At 72.7% G+C, this 16,836-nt stretch carries 20 protein-coding genes; 10 read left to right on the top strand and 10 right to left on the bottom strand.

Annotated elements, in window-relative coordinates:
• Window positions 1–60: 60 nt before the first annotated feature.
• From E1283_RS00330 to E1283_RS00310, 5 genes are all read right to left on the bottom strand, one after another.
• Window positions 61–792: an SGNH/GDSL hydrolase family protein gene (locus E1283_RS00330; RefSeq protein ID WP_132815285.1), complete on the bottom strand. Its 732-nt coding sequence runs from the start codon at window positions 790–792 to the stop codon at window positions 61–63.
• A 131-nt stretch (window positions 793–923) separates the two neighbouring features.
• Window positions 924–2,624: a coenzyme B12-dependent isobutyryl-CoA mutase large subunit gene (icmA, locus tag E1283_RS00325; protein ID WP_132815283.1), complete on the bottom strand. Its 1,701-nt coding sequence runs from the start codon at window positions 2,622–2,624 to the stop codon at window positions 924–926.
• A gap of 101 nt (window positions 2,625–2,725) precedes the next feature.
• Window positions 2,726–3,058 carry a DUF3817 domain-containing protein gene (locus tag E1283_RS00320; RefSeq protein ID WP_132815281.1) on the bottom strand — a complete coding sequence of 111 codons (333 nt, stop codon included), beginning with the start codon at window positions 3,056–3,058 and terminating at the stop codon, window positions 2,726–2,728.
• A 19-nt stretch (window positions 3,059–3,077) separates the two neighbouring features.
• Window positions 3,078–3,659, bottom strand: coding sequence for a MarR family winged helix-turn-helix transcriptional regulator (locus E1283_RS00315; protein ID WP_243744508.1), 582 nt, complete (start codon window positions 3,657–3,659; stop codon window positions 3,078–3,080).
• A 42-nt stretch (window positions 3,660–3,701) separates the two neighbouring features.
• On the bottom strand, window positions 3,702–4,046 hold the full coding sequence (locus tag E1283_RS00310; protein ID WP_132815279.1) for a DUF3817 domain-containing protein: 345 nt from the start codon (window positions 4,044–4,046) through the stop codon (window positions 3,702–3,704).
• 69 nt (window positions 4,047–4,115) lie between these two features.
• Here E1283_RS00310 and E1283_RS00305 point away from each other — a divergent pair, with 69 nt between their 5' ends.
• Complete coding sequence (locus tag E1283_RS00305) at window positions 4,116–4,607, top strand: MarR family winged helix-turn-helix transcriptional regulator (RefSeq protein WP_132815277.1); 492 nt, start codon at window positions 4,116–4,118, stop codon at window positions 4,605–4,607.
• A 93-nt stretch (window positions 4,608–4,700) separates the two neighbouring features.
• On the opposite strand, the gene E1283_RS00300 is transcribed toward E1283_RS00305, so the two are convergent.
• The 4 genes from E1283_RS00300 to E1283_RS00285 all read right to left on the bottom strand — a co-directional run bounded on the left by E1283_RS00300 (window position 4,701) and on the right by E1283_RS00285 (window position 7,406).
• A complete protein-coding gene (locus E1283_RS00300; RefSeq protein ID WP_132815275.1) occupies window positions 4,701–4,958 on the bottom strand; it encodes a Txe/YoeB family addiction module toxin in 258 nt (85 codons plus the stop codon).
• Window positions 4,955–5,230: a type II toxin-antitoxin system Phd/YefM family antitoxin gene (locus tag E1283_RS00295; protein ID WP_132815273.1), complete on the bottom strand. Its 276-nt coding sequence runs from the start codon at window positions 5,228–5,230 to the stop codon at window positions 4,955–4,957. Before E1283_RS00295 ends, E1283_RS00300 begins: the two co-directional genes overlap by 4 nt.
• Window positions 5,231–5,305: 75 nt before the next feature.
• Window positions 5,306–6,745, bottom strand: a complete 1,440-nt coding sequence (locus tag E1283_RS00290) for a sensor histidine kinase (protein WP_132815271.1) — start codon at window positions 6,743–6,745, stop codon at window positions 5,306–5,308.
• Window positions 6,738–7,406 (bottom strand): response regulator transcription factor, encoded by a 669-nt coding sequence (locus E1283_RS00285; protein ID WP_132815269.1) that lies wholly within the window; start codon window positions 7,404–7,406, stop codon window positions 6,738–6,740. The genes E1283_RS00290 and E1283_RS00285 overlap by 8 nt, the downstream gene beginning before the upstream one ends.
• Before the next feature lie 119 nt (window positions 7,407–7,525).
• On the opposite strand from E1283_RS00285, the gene E1283_RS00280 reads away from it, so the two are divergent.
• The 3 genes from E1283_RS00280 (at window position 7,526) to pknB (ending at window position 10,907) form a co-directional block, all read left to right on the top strand.
• Window positions 7,526–8,284 (top strand): PepSY domain-containing protein, encoded by a 759-nt coding sequence (locus E1283_RS00280; protein ID WP_132815267.1) that lies wholly within the window; start codon window positions 7,526–7,528, stop codon window positions 8,282–8,284.
• An 86-nt stretch (window positions 8,285–8,370) separates the two neighbouring features.
• Window positions 8,371–8,811 (top strand): GNAT family N-acetyltransferase, encoded by a 441-nt coding sequence (locus E1283_RS00275; RefSeq protein ID WP_165955961.1) that lies wholly within the window; start codon window positions 8,371–8,373, stop codon window positions 8,809–8,811.
• Between the two features lie 116 nt (window positions 8,812–8,927).
• The gene (pknB, locus tag E1283_RS00270; RefSeq protein ID WP_132815263.1) at window positions 8,928–10,907 is read left to right on the top strand and encodes a Stk1 family PASTA domain-containing Ser/Thr kinase; all 1,980 of its coding nucleotides are present in this window, start codon (window positions 8,928–8,930) and stop codon (window positions 10,905–10,907) included.
• A 29-nt stretch (window positions 10,908–10,936) separates the two neighbouring features.
• On the opposite strand, the gene E1283_RS00265 is transcribed toward pknB, so the two are convergent.
• Window positions 10,937–12,364, bottom strand: a complete 1,428-nt coding sequence (locus E1283_RS00265; protein WP_132815261.1) for an ATP-binding protein — start codon at window positions 12,362–12,364, stop codon at window positions 10,937–10,939.
• Window positions 12,365–12,529: 165 nt separating this feature from the next.
• Here E1283_RS00265 and E1283_RS00260 point away from each other — a divergent pair, with 165 nt between their 5' ends.
• The 6 genes from E1283_RS00260 (at window position 12,530) to E1283_RS00235 (ending at window position 16,809) form a co-directional block, all read left to right on the top strand.
• Window positions 12,530–12,991, top strand: a complete 462-nt coding sequence (locus E1283_RS00260) for a GNAT family N-acetyltransferase (protein ID WP_207930241.1) — start codon at window positions 12,530–12,532, stop codon at window positions 12,989–12,991.
• A 10-nt stretch (window positions 12,992–13,001) separates the two neighbouring features.
• On the top strand, window positions 13,002–13,586 hold the full coding sequence (locus tag E1283_RS00255; protein ID WP_132815259.1) for a hypothetical protein: 585 nt from the start codon (window positions 13,002–13,004) through the stop codon (window positions 13,584–13,586).
• Window positions 13,583–14,929, top strand: a complete 1,347-nt coding sequence (locus E1283_RS36925) for a nucleotidyl transferase AbiEii/AbiGii toxin family protein (protein ID WP_243744507.1) — start codon at window positions 13,583–13,585, stop codon at window positions 14,927–14,929. The genes E1283_RS00255 and E1283_RS36925 overlap by 4 nt, the downstream gene beginning before the upstream one ends.
• A gap of 20 nt (window positions 14,930–14,949) precedes the next feature.
• Entirely contained in the window at window positions 14,950–16,128 is a 1,179-nt protein-coding gene (locus E1283_RS00245; protein ID WP_132815257.1) for an RNA 2'-phosphotransferase family protein, read from the top strand.
• 112 nt (window positions 16,129–16,240) lie between these two features.
• Window positions 16,241–16,522: a type II toxin-antitoxin system Phd/YefM family antitoxin gene (locus E1283_RS00240; protein WP_243744506.1), complete on the top strand. Its 282-nt coding sequence runs from the start codon at window positions 16,241–16,243 to the stop codon at window positions 16,520–16,522.
• A gap of 5 nt (window positions 16,523–16,527) precedes the next feature.
• Entirely contained in the window at window positions 16,528–16,809 is a 282-nt protein-coding gene (locus tag E1283_RS00235; protein ID WP_132815255.1) for a type II toxin-antitoxin system RelE family toxin, read from the top strand.
• The last annotated feature ends 27 nt before the right edge of the window (window positions 16,810–16,836 follow it).

The raw sequence follows: 16,836 nt of genomic DNA, 5'->3' as shown, positions 1-16,836 counted from the left end.
CGAACGAGGCCCGCTGCCTGGAGTCGGGGCACCAACCGTGGTGACCCGCCCAGGACCCGGCTACGCCGCGTTCGTCAGCGCGCCGGCGCCGGTGGCGCCGGGTACGGATCGCAGCGCGTTGTACCAGGCGGCGGCCATCTTGTTGTAGCCGGTGGCGTTGGGGTGCACGCCGTCGGCGATGTCGGCGTTGGTCAACGCCGCGTACATGTCGACCAGATGGACCCGGCGGCCGGCGTTGGCCTGGTCCCGGACGATGCCGGGGACGGCCGCGTTGAACGCCCGCACGCCGGCGTCGAAGGCCGGCAGCGGGGTGATGGTGGCCAGGAACAGGTACGCCTGGGGCAGCTGGCTGGTGATGCGGTTGACGAGGGTGCGGAGCCTGGCCGGGGCGCCGCCCGGGTCGGAGCCGTAGATGTCGTTGGTGCCGATGTGCAGCAGGATCGTCTGCGGCTGGTAGGTGGTGAGCCAGCGGGACACGTTGGCGTCGATCCCGGCGATCGTCCAGCCGGAGTGGCCCTCGTGGTCGCGGTCGCCGAGGTTGCCCGGGCCGTTGGACATCGAGCCGACGAAGTCGACCGTCTGGCCGCCGGCCACCAGCCGCTCCCACAGCCCGATGCGGTAGCCGCCCGGCACGTTGAAGCCGTCGGTGATCGAGTCGCCGAGCGGCATCACCCGCACGCCTGCGGCGGCCCCGGTGTCGGACGACGCGGCGTGGGCGGTGGTGGCGCCGATCGCGGTGGGGGCGACGGCGAGGGCGATGGCGCCGGCGAGTAACTGTCTCCTGCTTGCCATGTGGGGGTCCCTTCATCGGGAGTGGCATGGATGGGAGCGAGCGATGGGAGCGCTCCCAGAATGGGCCCGCCGAAACCCGCGCGCAATAACTCGCGCGCGGGCTCCTCCGGAAACCGTCGGAAGGGAAACCGTCAGAAGCCGGCCGGCTCCACGTACACGCCCCACTCGGCCCGCAGCGCGTCGCAGATCTCGCCCAGGGTGGCCTCCGCGCGGACGGCGGTCAGCATGGGTTCGATCATGTTGCGGTCGCTCCGCGCCGCGTCCACGAGGGCGGCGAGGCCGGCGCGGACCGCCGCCTCGTCGCGGGCGGCGCGGCGCTCGCCCAGCACGCGGGACTGCTCGCGCTCCACCTCGTGGCTGACCCGCAGGATCTCCAGGTCGCCGGTGACGGAACCGGGGTGGCAGTTGACGCCGACGACCTTCTTCTCGCCCTTCTCCAGCGACTGCTGGTAGCGGAAGGCGGCGTCGGCGGTGAGCCCGGTGAACCAGCCGTCCTCGATGCCGGCCAGCAGCCCCGAGGTGATCGGCCCGATCGGGTGCTGCCCGTCCGGCACGGCGCGGGCGCCGAGCTCCCTGATCCGGTCGAAGATCTTCTCCGCGTCGGCCTCGATCCGGTCGGTCAGCTGCTCGACGTACCAGGAGCCGCCCAGCGGGTCGGCGACGTTGGCGACGCCCGTCTCCTCCATCAGCACCTGCTGGGTGCGCAACGCGATCTCGGCGGCCTGCTCGCTCGGCAGGGCGAGGGTCTCGTCCAGCGCGTTGGTGTGCAGCGAGTTGGTGCCGCCGAGCACGGCGGACAGCGCCTCGACGGCGGTGCGCACCACGTTGTTGTACGGCTGCTGCGCGGTCAGCGAGACGCCGGCGGTCTGGGTGTGGAAGCGCAGCCACTGGGCGCGCTCGCTGGTGGCGTCGTAGACGTCGCGCATCCAGCGGGCCCAGATCCGGCGCGCGGCGCGGAACTTGGCGATCTCCTCGAAGAAGTCGACGTGCGCGTCGAAGAAGAACGAGAGCCCGGGCGCGAAGGTGTTGACGTCCAGGCCGCGGGAGAGCCCGAGCTCGACGTAGCCGAAGCCGTCGGCGAGGGTGAAGGCCAGCTCCTGCGCCGCCGTGGAGCCGGCCTCCCGGATGTGGTAGCCGGAGACGGAGAGCGGCTTGTAGGCCGGGATGTGCCGGACGCAGTACTCCATCAGGTCGCCGATGAGCCGCAGGTGCGGCTCGGGCTCGAAGAGCCACTCCTTCTGGGCGATGTACTCCTTGAAGATGTCGGTCTGGAGCGTGCCGTTGAGCGTGCCGGGGTCGACGCCCTGGCGCTCGGCCGCGACGACGTACATGCAGAAGAGGGGCACGGCGGGGCCGCTGATGGTCATGGAGGTGGTGGTCTCGCCCAGCGGGATGCCGCCGAACAGTATGTCCATGTCGGCGGCCGAGTCGATGGCGACGCCGCAGTGGCCGACCTCGCCGAGCGAGCGCGGGTCGTCGGAGTCCCGGCCCATCAGCGTCGGCATGTCGAAGGCCACGGAGAGCCCACCGCCGCCGTTGGCGAGGATGGAGCGGTAGCGCTCGTTGGTCTGCGCCGCGTTCCCGAAGCCGGCGAACTGGCGGATCGTCCAGGCCCTGCCCCGGTAGCCGGAGGCGTACAGGCCGCGGGTGTAGGGGAACTCGCCAGGCCAGCCGATGCGCTCGAAACCCTCGTAGGTGTCGCCCGGGCGAGGGCCGTACACGGGCTCGACGGGGTCCCCGGAGAGCGTGGTGAAGTCGGCGTCCCGGATCCGGGACGCCTCGAAGCGGGCCTGCCAACGTGCGCGGCCCGCCGAGATGGCGTCAGCGTCCATGGAGCCAATTTACTTGGACGCCCAACTAAATGTCGACCAATCGGCCCCCGGACTCACCGGGGGCCTGGGCCGGCCGAGGGCCCGGGGGTGGCCGGCGCGGGTCAGACCTTGACCGGCTCCGCCTCGTCGGACTCGATCAGGGGCTCCGTCTCGGCCGCGATCCGCCGCTCCACGAAGAACGCGGCGAACGGGATGGTGCCGGAGAGCAGGACCCACAGCAGCTTGCCGAACGGCCAGCGGGCCTTCTGCCCGAGGTCGAAGGCGAAGACCAGGTAGACGATGTACAGCAGCCCGTGCACCTGGGACACCACCAGGGTGACGTCCTCACCGGTGTCGAAGCCGTACTTGAACACCATGCAGGTGGACAGGACCAGCAGCATCACCGCGGTGACATACGCCATGGTCCGATACCGGGTGAGCACACTCCGCTTCATGGCTCCAGAGCCTAACGGGTCATTCGGGGCGATCTTCCCGGGGGGCCGGGTCCGACGCCGGGCCGCGAGGGGCCCCGGCCGCGGGCGCGGGCTCGCCGTCGGCGAAGTCCTGGGCGGCCACCCGCAGCGGGCGCAGCAGCGCGAAGATCTCCTGGCACTCCTCGCCGTCGTAGACGCCGAGGCCGAAGTCCATGGCCATCAGGTCGCGGGTGGCGGCGTCGCACACGGCGCGGCCCTCGTCGGTGATGGAGGCGAGGGTGCCGCGGCCGTCGTTGGGGTTGGGGCGCTTGGTCACCAGGCCCGAGCGGACCAGCCGGTCGACGGTGTTGGTGACCGAGGTCGGATGCACCATCAGCCGCTCGCCGATCTTGGACATGGGCAGTTCACCCTTTTTGCTGAAGGTGAGCAGCACCAGTGCCTCGTAGCGCGCGAAGGTCAGCCCGTAGGGCTTGACCACGGCGTCCACCTCGGCCAGCAGGATCTGGTGCGCCCGCATGATCGAGGTGATGGCGCCCATCGCCGGCACGGCTCCCCAGCGCCGCTGCCAGAGTTCGTCGGCGCGCGCGATCGGGTCGAAGGGAAGGCTGAGCGGTTTCGACACGCCTGTGACCCTACCGGCTGGTCACCTGACGCCGCCGGGGCGTCAGGCGTTGACGACGCCCTCGCGACGGGCGCGGGCCGCGATCACCGCGTCGTCCTGCGCCCGGCGCAGCCGACGCTCGGCGAAGAAGCCGCCGATGGGCAGCACCGACATCAGGAAGAACCAGGCGGCGGTCGGCAGCGGCCACTTCGTGCGGTTCCAGGCGTCCAGCCAGAACAGCACGTAGCCGACGAACAGCACGCCGTGGATCATGCCCATCACGGGGACGGCGTCGAAGTCGGTGGTGCGCCTGAGCACGGAGCACACCAGCAGCACCAGGAAGGAGACCGCCTCGGGGGCGGACACCAGCCGGAGCCGACGCAGGGAGCTAGCGGTCTTGAGGTCCATGCCGGCCATTCTCGCAGGGGTGCCGCCGACCCCTCCGGGCCGGGGTGGCCGGTTGGTTAGAGTCGGAGCATGGACACCGAAGCCGCCCCCGCCGCCCAGGAGACCCGCTGGCTGAGCGAGGCGGAACAGCGCGCCTGGCGCACCCATCTGGAGGTGACCAAGCTGCTGACCCACCAGCTGGAGCGTGACCTCCAGCCGTTCGGGCTGACCATGAACGACTACGAGATCCTGGTCAACCTCTCGGAGTCGGACGAACGCCGGATGCGGATGAGCGACCTCGCCGCCGCCACCCTCCAGTCCAAGAGCCGGCTCTCCCACCAGATCACCCGCATGGAACGGGCCGGTCTCGTCCGCCGCGAGAACTGCGACTCCGACAAGCGCGGCCTCTTCGCGGTGCTCACCGACGAGGGCTGGGAGACGATGCGGGACGTCGCCCCCCACCACGTGGCCTCGGTCCGCCGCCACTTCGTCGACCTGCTCTCCCCCGAGGACCTGAAGGCCCTCCTCCACGCGCTCGGCCCGGTGGCCGCCCACCTGCACGAGGAGCGGGGCCGCGGCTGACCGTCCTCGGCGCGGAGGCGCGGGCGGGCCGAGGCGCGGCAGCGCGCCGGAGGCGCGCGCGACGGGCCGTCGCACCGCGGCGGTCGCCCGCCGTCAGTAGTGGTAGCGGGCCTTGATGATCTTCACTTCCTTGACGTCGGCGCGGTAGACGAGTCGGTGTTCGTCGTCGATCCGACGCGACCAGTAACCCGTGAGGTCGCCCTTCAGCGGCTCGGGCTTGCCGATGCCCTCGAAGGGGGTGCGCTGGATTTCCGCGATCAGGCGCGTGATCCGGCGGGCCATCTTCCGGTCGGACGCGAGCCAGAACAGGAAGTCGTCCCAGCCGGCGGGGTCGAAGGTGACGCTCCTCACGCCTCACCCCCGGCCATGTCCCGGAGTTCGTCGATCGTCCTGGCGACTCCGGGCTCACCCGCCCTGTCCCGGGCGACCGCTTCCATGAGTCGCTGGGCGTTGGCAGGGGAACGCAGCAGGTAGATGGTCTCCTGCCAGGAGTCGTAGTCGTCGGCCGACATGAGAACGGCGTCGCCGGCCTTGGAGGTGATCCGCACCGGATCGTGGTCCGTGTTCACCCGCTCGATGAGCGGGAACAGGCTCCTCCTGGCCTCGCTGGCACTGATGCTCATACGCTGCTCTCCCTTCGCGCGGCCCCTCCTGAACGGTACGAGGCCACCGTACCGCAGCGGTACGAGATTCCGGTACTACACGTCGGTGCCGCCTGCGGCGTCGCCCGTCGGTAGGCGGAGGGTGAAGAGGGCGCCGCCCTCCGGGGCCCGGGAGACGGTCAGGGTGCCGCCGTGCCGGACGGCCACGTCGCGGGCGATGGCCAGGCCGAGGCCGGCGCCGCCCTCGTCGCGGCCGCGGGCGTCGTCGAGCCGGACGAAGCGTTCGAAGATCCGCTCGCGGTCCTCTTCCGGGACCCCGGCGCCGTCGTCCGCGACCTCGAGCACCGCCTGGTCGCCCTCGCCGCGCAGCGTCACCCGAACCCGTCCCGCCGCGTGCCGCTGCCCGTTGTCCAGCAGGTTGCCGAGCACCCTGGCCAGTTGGCCGCGCGAGCCGTCGACGGTCAGCTCCGGCAGGTCGCCGACGTCGATCGGGAGCCGGTCGCCGGTGCGCTGCCCCGTCTCGTCGGCGACCAGCCGGTCGAGTCTGACCGCCCCGGCCACCGGCCGCTCCCCCGCGTCGAGCCTGGCCAGCAGCAGCAGGTCGGCGGCGAGTACCTGGAGCCGGACGGTGTCCTGGACCGCGCCCGACACGTCGAGCAGTTCCGGGTGGGCCTCGCCCACCTCGAGTTGGGTGCGGAGCGAGGCGATCGGGCTGCGCAGTTCGTGCGAGGCGTCGGCGACGAAGCGGCGCTGCCGTTCCACGGAGCTCTCCAGGGCGGCGAGCGTCTCGTTGGTGGTCCTGGCGAGCCGCCCGATCTCGTCCCGGCTGGCCGGCTCGGGCACCCGCCGGGACAGGTCCTCGGAGTGGGTGATGGCGGCCATCTCGCGGCGGATCCCCTCGACCGGGCCGAGCGCCCGCCGGGTCACCAGCCAGGTGACGACGGCCACCAGGGCCAGCACGAGCGGGAAGCCGACCAGCATGGAGCCGCGGGCGCCGGACACGGCGGCCTGCTCGACGTCGAGCGGCGCGCCGGCGAAGACGACGGCCTCCACGCCCGTGTCACCGACCACCTCGACGCGGGCGAAACGGTAGTCGTCGGTGTCGCCGTCGATGGTGGCCGTGCCGGTGGACATGGTGGCGTGCTCCGACACCTCGCCCCGCTCCGCCTCGCCGGGGGCGTCGTCATCGTCATCGTCGTCGTCATCGAGGTCGTGCGTGCTCAGCCCGGCGCCGCGTGACGTCACGTCGGGCTGGCCGGTGCCGGTGATGGCCTCCAGGTCGTCGCTGACGGCACGTACCCTGCCGTCGCCGTCGAGTACCTGGACAGGGGTGTCGGAGTCCAGATTGAGGTCCTCGAACGTGGTACCCGCGGCCAGTTCCGTGGCCACGCCCCGGGCCGAGACCTCCGCCTCGACACCGATCTGCTGGGTGACGTTGGCGCGCAGCGTGTTGAGGAGCAGCAGGCCGGCGGCGAGCAGTGCCACCGCCACCACGGCCGTGGCCCCCAGCGTGGCGCGGGCGCGGACGCTAGCCACGGGTTCCGACCAGCCGGTAGCCGGCGCCGCGCACCGTGACGATCAGGCCGGGGCCCAGCTTGCGGCGCAGGGCGCTGATGTAGACCTCGACGATGTTGGGGTCGCCGTCGTAGGCGAAGTCCCAGCCGTGTTCCAGGATCTCGGCCTTGGAGACGATCTCCCCCGCCCTGGTGGCCAGGTGTTCCAGCACGCCGAACTCCTTGGCGGTGAGGGTGACGTCGGTGTCGCCCCTGGTGACCCGGCGGGTGACGCGGTCGACGGTGAGGTCGCCGACCCGCAGCTCGGGCGCGGCGCCCCGGCCGCCCCGGCGGCGCAGCAGCGCGCGCACCCTGGCCACGAGGACGACGTAGGAGAACGGTTTGGTGAGGTAGTCGTCGGCGCCGGTGTCCAGGCCCTCGGCCTCGTCGTACTCGCCGTCCTTGGCGGTGAGCATCAGGATCGGGGTCTCGTCGCCGGCGGCGCGGAGCGCCGCGCACACCCGGTAGCCGTTGAGGCCGGGCAGCATGATGTCGAGGATGATCAGGTCGTAGGCGTTCTGGGTGGCCTGGTGCAGGCCGTCGGTGCCGGTGTGCACCACGTCCACGGCGAAGCCCTCGGCGGTCAGTCCCTGGGCGAGGGAGCGGGCGAGACGTCGCTCGTCCTCCACGATCAGCACGCGCATGCGCTACAGCTTGGCAAATCTTTCCTGAAGACGTCTTCAGGCGGCTTCAGCTCTCCTTCAGCAACGATCAGCGAGGGTCGAGACCGTTCGCGCAAGCCAACCGGGGAGGAATCCCGCACATGAAGCGCAAGGTCATTCTCACCACCGTGGTTGCCAGTGCCGTGATCGGCGGTGGCGCCCTCACCGCCGCAGCGGCGAGTGGCTCGTCCAGCCCGTCCGACACCGCCGGCTCCGGCGGCGCCTCGACTTCGGTCGCGGACTCCTCGGCCGCGTCGTCGGGCGACGACACCCGGGACAGCGGTCCGGAGGGCGGCTCCGGGTCCGCGGCCCGGCAGGCCGTGAGCACGGCGCTCAACGAGCAGGCCGGCGCGGTCGCCGAGGTCGACTTCAACGACGACGACGGCGGCAACGCGGGCGGCTGGGAGATCGAGATCATCGGCGAGGACGGCCAGTGGTACAAGGTCCAGGTCAACGCGGACGGTACCCAGGTCGTCGACAGCCAGGTCGAGAACGAGAGCGACACCGACGACGATGACGCCGCGGTGGCCGACGCCCTCCGGTCCGCCGACAACCAGGTGGACGCGGCGCAGGCTATCGACATCGCGCTGGGCCAGGTGTCCGGCAACCTGGACGGCGTCGACTTCGAGGACGGTCACTGGGACGTCGAGGTGAAGGCGGACGACGGCACCGAGCACGAACTGTCGATCGACCCGGCCTCCGGCGAGGTCACGGACGCCACCCAGGACGACCAGGGTGAGGACGCCTCCGACGACTCGGACGACCAGTCCGATGACGAGGCGGACGACGAGGCGGACGACGACGGCCAGAACCAGCACGACGACGACGGCGGCCAGCACGAGGACGGCGACGACGACTGAGTCGACCGGGTCGACTGACGCACCGCTCGGCGCGGGTCGGGGAAAGCCCCGACCCGCGCCGCTCTCATACCTATACAATGTTCGGCATGTTTATAGAGCAGCGCACCGCCGACGACCTCGACCTGATCCGGTTGCTCGACGCGGCCTTCGCCGAGCTGGTCGCCCGGTACGGCCTGGAGGGCCGCTCGGGCATCGGCCCCGGCGCCCACTACCTGGTGGCCGTCGTGGACGGCGAGACCGTCGGCTGTGTCGCCGTCCAGACCACCGGCGTCGCCGGCACCGGCGAGGTCAAGCGGATGTACGTCGCCCCGGCCGCCCGTGGCCAGGGCATCGCCCGGGCGCTGCTCAAGGAGGTCGAGCGGCAGGCGGCGGAGCTGGGCCACACCCGCCTCCGCCTCGTCACCGGCCACCTCCAGCCGGCCGCCGTCGCCCTCTACGAGTCCGCCGGCTACGAGCCGACCGACCCGTGGGGCACGTACGCCACCCGGCCCGGCACCTTCTGCTACGCGAAGCCTCTCACCGCCTGAGCCCACCCCAAACCCCGATGCCCGGTTCTTAGCGGCTGCGACCGGAGTCGCGAACACTCGCCTCCAATTCCCGCTAGGCTCACGGGACTTCGCCTGCCCCGGGGAGACCAGACGACATGGACGCGCCGCCGCGCTTCGCCGATCGCTACGAGCTGCGCCAGGTGCTTGGCCGGGGCGGCATGGCCGAGGTGTATCTGGCCCACGACAGCCGTCTCGGCCGCACGGTGGCCGTCAAGACACTGCTCGGCGACCTCGCCCGCGACCCCGTCTTCCAGGCCAGGTTCCGCCGCGAGGCGCAGTCCGCCGGCTCGCTGAACCACCCGGCGATCACCGCCATCTACGACACCGGCGAGGACCAGGTCAACGGCGTCCCGATGCCGTACATCGTGATGGAGTACGTCGAGGGCTCCACGCTGCGCGACCTGCTGCACACCGGCCGGGGCCTGCTGCCGGAGCGCGTGATGGAGATCTGCGTCGGCGTGCTGCAGGCGCTGGACTACTCGCACGGCGCCGGGATCGTCCACCGGGACATCAAACCGGCCAACGTCATGCTCACCCCCGCCGGCCAGGTCAAGGTGATGGACTTCGGCATCGCCCGCGCCTCGGGCGACTCCGGTATGACGATGACGCAGACGGCGGCCGTCATCGGCACGGCGCACTACATGTCGCCCGAGCAGGCCAGGGGCGAGAAGGTCGACGCCCGCTCCGACCTGTACTCGACCGGCTGCATGCTCTACGAGCTCCTCACCGGCCGGCCGCCGTTCGTCGGTGACAGCCCGGTCGCCGTCGCCTACCAGCACGTCAGCGAGGAGCCGACGCCGCCCAGCGTCCTCGCCGAGGGGATCTCGCCCGGCGTCGACGCCGTCGTGCTCCGGTCCCTGGCCAAGGACCGCGAGTGGCGGTACCAGTCGGCCGCCGAGATGCGGGCCGATCTGGAGGCCGTGCTCGAAGGGCGCGGCATGGCGGTGTTCGCCCCGCCGCCCGAGCCGTCCGCCTCCCGCGCCTCGGGCGCCGCGACCGCCTCGATGCCCGCGATGTCCGCTGCCAGGACCGGCGTGGCGCCCGCCGTCCCCGACGGCGGTGGCCGGCGGGCCAACCGCCGTCCGCCGCAGCGGCGTTCGTCCCAGCGGTCGACGGTCCTGCTCGCCGTGGGCGCCGTGCTGGTGCTGATCGGGGCCGTCGCCATCGGCCGGCTCCTCTTCCCGGACGAGGGCGACGGCGGGGGCGGGACCACGCTGACCGTGCCCGACCTGACCGGCCTGTCCTTCGAGGACGCCAGGGCACGCGCGGCCAACCAGAGCCTGGTGGTCGCGGAGGGCACGAGCAGGCCCTGCGTCGAGGAGGCGGACACGGTCTGCGAGACCAGCCCGGCCGCGGACGAGGAGATCGAGCGGGGCGAGACCGTCACCCTGATCATGTCCTCGGGCCCCGAGCCGGTCGAGGTCCCGAACGTCGTCGGCGACCCGTTCCAGGAAGCGCTGGCCGAGCTCCAGGACTCGGGCTTCCGGGTGGCGCAGGAGTCGCAGGAGGACGGGAGCGCCGAGCCGGGCACGGTGCTGACGCAGGACCCGGAGGCCGGCGAGGAGGCCGAACCCGGCGAGACCGTCACGCTCGTCGTGGCGGACGCGCCGGAGTCGGACTCCGACGAGGAGCCGGACCCGGGCGACTCGGAGAACCAGTCGACCGTGGCCGTCCCGAGCGTCGTCGGGCAGGAGTTCAACGCCGCGGCCCAGGCGCTGCGGAACACCGGCTTCGAGCCCGTGCTGTCGGAGGAGCAGAACCCGTCGATCGCGGCGGGCACCGTCATCCGGCAGTCCCCGGAGGGCGGCGCGCAGGTGGCGCCCGGCACGCCCGTCGAGATCGTCTACGCCGTCGGGGCGGGCGGGCAGGACCAGAATCCGGACCAGCCGGACACCCCGGAGGAGACCCCGAACGTCCTCGGCCAGCAGTTCGACCAGGCCCGCCAGGGGTTGGAGGCCCAGGGCTTCTCCGTCTCCCGCGAGGACCGGGCCGACGGCCGTTTCCAGCAGGGCACGGTCATCGAGCAGCGGCGCTCCGGCGACTCCATGACCCTGGTGGTGGCCGTCCCGGGGTGACGGCCGCCGCGTCGAGGACGGCGACCGGGTCAGCCCGGGCGCCGCCAGGCGGCGACGAGTTCGTCGGGCCCGTAGGTCGCGGTCAGCCCCTGGCACTTCACGCCACTCCGGGAGACCGCGACCAGCGGCACGGGGTCGTCGGTGAGCGCGGCCCGGTGCCGGTGCAGCGCGGCCAGGTCGTGGGCGTCGAACGGCGACCGCTCCAGCCACTTGATCGAGCCGAGGAACAGGAGACGCTTGGCGACCGGCTCCCGGTCCGCGCCCACCAGGTCGATCTCGACGTCGTTGCCCCGCGTCCAGTAGCCGCCGATGACGGGGGCCGCCGGGAGGTCGCCGTCCGGCAGGAGCCGGGCCAGCGCCTCCCGGACCAGCGGCTCGACCGCCCGGCCCCGCCACGCGGTCCACCGCTCCCTGATCCGTTCGAGCGTCAGGTCGCCGCGCATCCGCTCGATCTCCGCCATGTGCGGCTCGACGAACGCCAGCCAGAAGCGGAGGTAGGGGTCGGCGACGCGGTAGCGGCGCTCCTTCGAGGGACGCATCGAGACGGGCAGCTCGGCGGCGACCACGCCCTTCTCGATCAGCAGCTCCGTCGCCCGGCTGAGCGTGGTGTGGGCGATGCCGCCGGCGGCGCGCGCGATGTTGGTGAAGGTCCGCTCCCCCGAGCCGATGGCGCGCAGCACCTCCCGGCCCATCGCCTGGGGCGGGAACTCGGCCGCCAGCGAGCGCTCGGCGGAGACGAGGAGCGCGGAGACGGGGCTCTCCAGCGACGTCCGGAGGAAGTCCCACATGCCCTGCCCGGCGCCCCACTCGCGGCAGATCAGCGGCAGGCCGCCCGTGACGAGCGCCGCGTCGAAGGCCGCCGCCGGCGGGAGGCCGAGCATGTCGGCGATGTCGGCGGGGTTGAGCGGGCCCACCACCATCTCGCGCCCGCGCTGGTGGAAGGGGCGGGCGTAGTCGTTGAGCGCCTCCATCATGGACAGGTCGGAGCCGATGAGCAGGAGGAGCACCGGCTTGCGGCTGAGCTGACGGTCCCAGGCCCGCTGGAGCATGCCCTCGAAGGCGTCGACGCGGTTCATGAGGTACGGCACCTCGTCCATCACGACGACGCTCGGGGCGTCGTCCGGCAGCACCTCCGCCAGCAGCCGGAACGCCGCGTTCCACTGGCCGGGGGCCTCCTCGACGAACAGCTCCCCGCCCGGCAGGGTGGATCCCGCGACGGCCTCGACGAGCTCGGCCAGCTCCTGCTCGGCCGACTGACCGGCCGCGGTGTAGAAGACGGCCGGCACCTCGGCCTGTCGCAGGAACTCCTCGACCAGGCTCGACTTGCCGACCCGCCGGCGCCCCCGGATGAGCACGCACTGCCCGGGCGCGCCCCCCGCCCCCATGGCGGCGCGCACCTGGTCGAGAACGCCCCGCAGCACACCCAGCTCGTGCTGCCGTCCGATGAAGCGACGCATGGACACCTCCCTGGTAGTCCCGACGATACTATCGCAAGCGATACTATCGCCGCCGCTACCATTCGCCCGCCGGCCTGGGCTCACCGGACTCGCGGGGGCGCGGAGCCCCGGCGTCAGCCGCTGACCGCCCGCGGGAGTGTCAGTGGCGCGTGGCAGGCTGTTGGCATGAGTGACCAGGTGGAGTTGAGAGATGTCGGGCCGGCCGATCTGGAGGTGTTCTTCGCGCAGGAGCAGGACCCGGAGGCCGCACGGCGGTCGAGGTTCTCGCCCCGGGAGCGGGATACCTTCATGACGCACTGGACGACGAAGGTCCTCGGCGAGCCGACCGTCTTCGTGCAGGCGGTCACCGTCGACGGCGAGCTGGCGGGCAACTTCGTGGCGTGGTGGGCCGAGGGCCGCCGCTTCATCGGGTACTGGCTCGGTCGGCAGTTCTGGGGCAGAGGCATCGGCACGCGCGCGCTGGCGCTCTTCCTGGAGCGCGAGAAGGCCCGCCCGCTGCACGCCGATCCCTATCTCGGGAACACCGGCTCGGTGCGGCTGCTGGAGAAGCACGGCTTCCGGCGCACCGAAACAGTCTGGTACGCCGAGAACGAGCACGTCATGCTGGTGCTCGACGAAGACCGCTGACGGATCGCGGATGGCCGACGTGTTGGAGACGCACATCACCGTGAGCTGCCCGCCCGGCGGGATTCCCCGGTTGGCGGCGTGGGCCGCCGCGCGGGGGCTGGGGTTCACGCACATCGAGCTGGCCAGGGGGCTGGCCCGCTCGCAGCCGATGGTCAACGTCCGTGGCGACGCCACCGTCGCGGTGCGCGATCTCGTGGCGGACGGGTTCGCGGTCGTGCGCGTCAAGACGGAGGCCGCTCCGTGGGCGGCCTCCGTCCCGCAGCGGGACGACGATCCACGGGAGGCCGGCCAGTACTTCGAGCACCACGTCAAGCTGCTGCTGCCCGCCGACCACGAGCGGCCCGCCCTGGAGCGGCTGGCGACTCCGCACGGCGCCCACCTCTCGTGGAACGCCCGCCGGGTCCGACCGGACGGCCGGCAGGAGCGGTTCGTCACCCAGCGCTGCCACGACGCGGGCCGGGACACGGCCGAGCGCCGACTGACCGCGCTGCTCGACGCGTTACGCGCGGCCGGCCACCACATCCTGGAGGTCGAGCGGGAGTTCGTCCTCCACGACTCCAACCTGGCCCTCGACGACGGATGGATAGCCCGGTGACGGAACACGAAGCCTGGCGGCGGCTCTGGCGCGGGCCCCGCGACGTCCCGTCCGCCCCGCTCGACGAGGAGACGCGGCGCAGCCAGTCGCTGCCCAGGACGATCGCGCCGGCGCGCGACGGGCTGCGGCAGCCGCTGATCTTCGAGCCCGCCCTCAAGCAGTTCCACAACGCCTACCGCGCCGGCGAGCCCCGCTTCGCGGACGACGAGTCGGCCACCGCCTGGTGGCGGGCCCGCCGCACCGCGCTCGACACCGTGCTCACCGCCGTCGCCGACGGCCCGTACGCACCGCATCTGGTGCTGCGCGGCGGCGTGTTGATGACCCAGTGGTTCGGGTCGCAGGCCCGCGAGCCCGGCGACATCGACCTCGTCGTGACACCGGCGGAGTGGGCGGCGGACGGCCCGGAGACGGCCCGCCTCCTCCGGGAGATCGCCGACGCCGCGGCGGCAGCGAGCGGCCCGGCGGCGATCGACGCGGCCGGTGCGGTGGTCGAGGAGATCTGGACCTACGACCGGGTCCCCGGCCGCCGGATGCTGCTGCCCTGGACCGCACCCGGCACCCCCGGCGGCACCGTCCAGATCGACGTCGTCTTCAACGAACCGTTGCCGGAGCCACCCACCTGGACCGACCTGCGCCCACTCGGCCAGGGACCCGGCTGCCGCCTCCAGACCGTCTCCCCCGGCCTCTCACTCGCCTGGAAGCTGATGTGGCTGCTCACCGACCGGCACCCCATGGGCAAGGACCTCTACGACGCCGTGCTCCTCGCCGAACGCGAGCCGCCGAACCATCCGCTGATCCGCGACGCCTTCCTCACTCAACCCGAGGCGGACACCCTGCGCCCGCCCGGGCGTTGGTGGCTCCACGCACTCGGCCCGGTCGAGATGGAGGTCGAGTGGGAGCACTTCGCCGCCGAGTACCCGCGGCTCGCCGGTGACGGCTTCGATCCGGGGCCGCGGCACGACCTGACGAGCCGGCTGGCGACGGCGCTCGAAGCGTTCCTCGCCACGGCCGAGCCGCCGGGCGAGGCCGCGCACCGGCGCTGGGCGCGGTGGCTGGCCGGGCCGGTGGCCGAGGCCCGTGCCGCGGCCGGGCCCGTCGAAGCGGCCCTCGGGCACTGGGCGGCGCACGGCCCATGCGGCGCGGCGGCCGCCGTCGTCATCCTGCGTGAGCTGGCCGGCCCCGAGCGCCTCGGGCCGGAGGACGCGCTACGCGCCGTGGTGGCCGGGGACGAGGACGCGTGGACGTTCCTGCGGGTCCGCCCCGAGCGGTGGGCCCCGGTGTTGGCGATGGTGGCGGACGACGACGGCCCGGCCGGCGGGGCCGGCCGAGGGTACGGCGGGTAAACGGCTCAGGGGGGTTCGTGATGGTGCTGCTGTTCCATGGGACGAGCGAGGAGAACGTGGCCGGGATCCTCCGGGAGGGGCTGCGGCCCGCCGAGGGCGATCCGGAGCGCGGGGTGTTCCTCAGCACCGAGCCGGTGGCGGGCAGGGGCGGGGATCCGGTCGCCTTCGCCTTCGGCTGGCCGGAGCGGCACCTCCGCAATCCCCACCGGCGGCCGGGGCACCTGGTGGTCGTCGAGCTGCCGCCCGAGGAACTCGGCCTGGTCAGGAGCGTCGTCACCAACACCGAGTTCGACATCGCGTGGCAGGCCAGGCGGATCCGCCGCGAGTCGGAGCGTCGGCTGCCGGACGGCCTCTCCGTGTGGTGCCTGCTCTACTGGCTGGCCGACAGCCTCGCGGAGCGGCACGTCCCGCTGGAGCCACGGCGGGTGGCGGACACGCTCCGGCTCCGCGTCCACCGGCGCGACCCGGCGCTCCGGGACGACCTCACACCGGAGCAGTGGACCCGCTTCCTCGACGAGTACCTGCACCTCATGGACGTCCGCTACCCGGACTACCCGACTGAGGCGGCGCTGGAGCGCGAACGTGCCAGGATCCTCGCCGCCCACCGCGTCACGCTCCCGGAGGAGATCGACCGGGACCGCGACTCCCGCACCTGTCTCCACTGCCTCAGCGGCGCCTTCCAGTACGAGTACGAGCTGACGACGCTCGCGGACCACCGCCCCTACCGCCGCTTCCGCGCGGCGCTGCGGCCCGGCGACGACCAGCCGCCGCCCCGGCTGTGGGGCGGCCCGATGGAGCGGCCGCTGATCGACGACCTCGCCTTCGTGCTGCGCGTGGTGGAGGCCCATGTCCGGCCGCACGGCCGGGAGGTGGTCGAGCGGTTCCTCCGGCGGCGCGAGGGCGGCACGTCGCCGTGGACCTGGCGGGACTGGTACGCGGCCTTCCCCGAGCAGACTCCCGGGTTGCCGCGCGCCTGGACCGCCGACCACGACCGGCCGGCGCCGGTGACGCCCGAGGCGCTGCGCGCGCCCGACAGCCAGGTGAACACCACGCACGTTCCGGCCCGGCTCGTCGTCGGCACGATCCAGGTCACGGACGGCCGCCGCCTGGTGCCCGGCCTCCGCCCCGACCGGCGGCGCGGCGAGACGCTGTCCTCGCTGCTCCGGCGCCGGGCACGCGCGTTGCGCGCGGGCGGCTGACGGCTGGGCGGCCCCGACCTCGGCATCGGCTCGGCCCGGGTGGCGCCGGTCGTCGCGGTTCGGCCCGGCCCGAACCTGGAAGTCACAGATGTACATCTACTACACTGGTGACATGAGTGATCCGGTGATCGAGTCCATGGCCATGGTGCGCAGTCATCTCGCGGACGTCGTCGACCGCGCTCGTCGGGACGAGATTCCGACGATCATCACGCGGCGCGGGCGCCAGGAGGCCGTGGTCATCGACATCGAGGAGTACCAGCGCCTGCGGCGGCTCGCCGAGGACGCCGAGGACGCGTGGCTGAACCGACTGGCCGACGAGGCGGAGACGGAGGGCTTCGACGGCTCCGTGTCGCTCGAGGAGATGGCCGCCATGCTCCGTGCCCACCACGGCTGACGCCGATGGGGTACACCACTCGCTTCAGCGCGTCCGCGCAGCGGGACCTCCTGAAGATCGACCGGTCGGACGCGATGCGCGTCCTCCGACGGCTCACCGAGTTGCAGCGCGCCCTGGACGCGGGCGACGTCTCCGCCCTCGACGTCAAACCGCTCCAGGGGCACGACGCCCGTTGGCGCCTGCGGGTCGGGGCCTACCGCGTCGTGTACACGGTCGAGGACGGCCAACTCCTCGTCTGGGTGCTGGCGGTCGGCAACCGGCGGGATGTCTACCGCCGCGTCCCGTGAGCCGGCCGGCTCACCCCTCCCCCGCCA

Origin of the sequence: Streptomyces hainanensis, assembly GCF_004348415.1 — a bacterium.
GTDB lineage: Bacteria > Actinomycetota > Actinomycetes > Streptomycetales > Streptomycetaceae > Streptomyces > Streptomyces hainanensis.
The sequence above is the reverse complement of the archived record's forward strand: the minus strand, read 5'-3'. Positions and strand labels throughout refer to the sequence as shown.

What these genes read in the sequence shown, in the direction of transcription:
- E1283_RS00330 (WP_132815285.1), bottom strand. Translation starts at nt 792, where the DNA reads ATGGCAAGCAGGAGACAGTTACTCGCCGGCGCCATCGCCCTCGCCGTC.
- icmA (WP_132815283.1), bottom strand. Translation starts at nt 2,624, where the DNA reads ATGGACGCTGACGCCATCTCGGCGGGCCGCGCACGTTGGCAGGCCCGC.
- E1283_RS00320 (WP_132815281.1), bottom strand. Translation starts at nt 3,058, where the DNA reads ATGAAGCGGAGTGTGCTCACCCGGTATCGGACCATGGCGTATGTCACC.
- E1283_RS00310 (WP_132815279.1), bottom strand. Translation starts at nt 4,046, where the DNA reads ATGGACCTCAAGACCGCTAGCTCCCTGCGTCGGCTCCGGCTGGTGTCC.
- E1283_RS00305 (WP_132815277.1), top strand. Translation starts at nt 4,116, where the DNA reads ATGGACACCGAAGCCGCCCCCGCCGCCCAGGAGACCCGCTGGCTGAGC.
- E1283_RS00295 (WP_132815273.1), bottom strand. Translation starts at nt 5,230, where the DNA reads ATGAGCATCAGTGCCAGCGAGGCCAGGAGGAGCCTGTTCCCGCTCATC.
- E1283_RS00285 (WP_132815269.1), bottom strand. Translation starts at nt 7,406, where the DNA reads ATGCGCGTGCTGATCGTGGAGGACGAGCGACGTCTCGCCCGCTCCCTC.
- E1283_RS00280 (WP_132815267.1), top strand. Translation starts at nt 7,526, where the DNA reads ATGAAGCGCAAGGTCATTCTCACCACCGTGGTTGCCAGTGCCGTGATC.
- E1283_RS00275 (WP_165955961.1), top strand. Translation starts at nt 8,371, where the DNA reads ATGTTTATAGAGCAGCGCACCGCCGACGACCTCGACCTGATCCGGTTG.
- pknB (WP_132815263.1), top strand. Translation starts at nt 8,928, where the DNA reads ATGGACGCGCCGCCGCGCTTCGCCGATCGCTACGAGCTGCGCCAGGTG.
- E1283_RS00265 (WP_132815261.1), bottom strand. Translation starts at nt 12,364, where the DNA reads ATGCGTCGCTTCATCGGACGGCAGCACGAGCTGGGTGTGCTGCGGGGC.
- E1283_RS00260 (WP_207930241.1), top strand. Translation starts at nt 12,530, where the DNA reads ATGAGTGACCAGGTGGAGTTGAGAGATGTCGGGCCGGCCGATCTGGAG.
- E1283_RS00255 (WP_132815259.1), top strand. Translation starts at nt 13,002, where the DNA reads ATGGCCGACGTGTTGGAGACGCACATCACCGTGAGCTGCCCGCCCGGC.
- E1283_RS00245 (WP_132815257.1), top strand. Translation starts at nt 14,950, where the DNA reads ATGGTGCTGCTGTTCCATGGGACGAGCGAGGAGAACGTGGCCGGGATC.
- E1283_RS00240 (WP_243744506.1), top strand. Translation starts at nt 16,241, where the DNA reads ATGAGTGATCCGGTGATCGAGTCCATGGCCATGGTGCGCAGTCATCTC.
- E1283_RS00235 (WP_132815255.1), top strand. Translation starts at nt 16,528, where the DNA reads ATGGGGTACACCACTCGCTTCAGCGCGTCCGCGCAGCGGGACCTCCTG.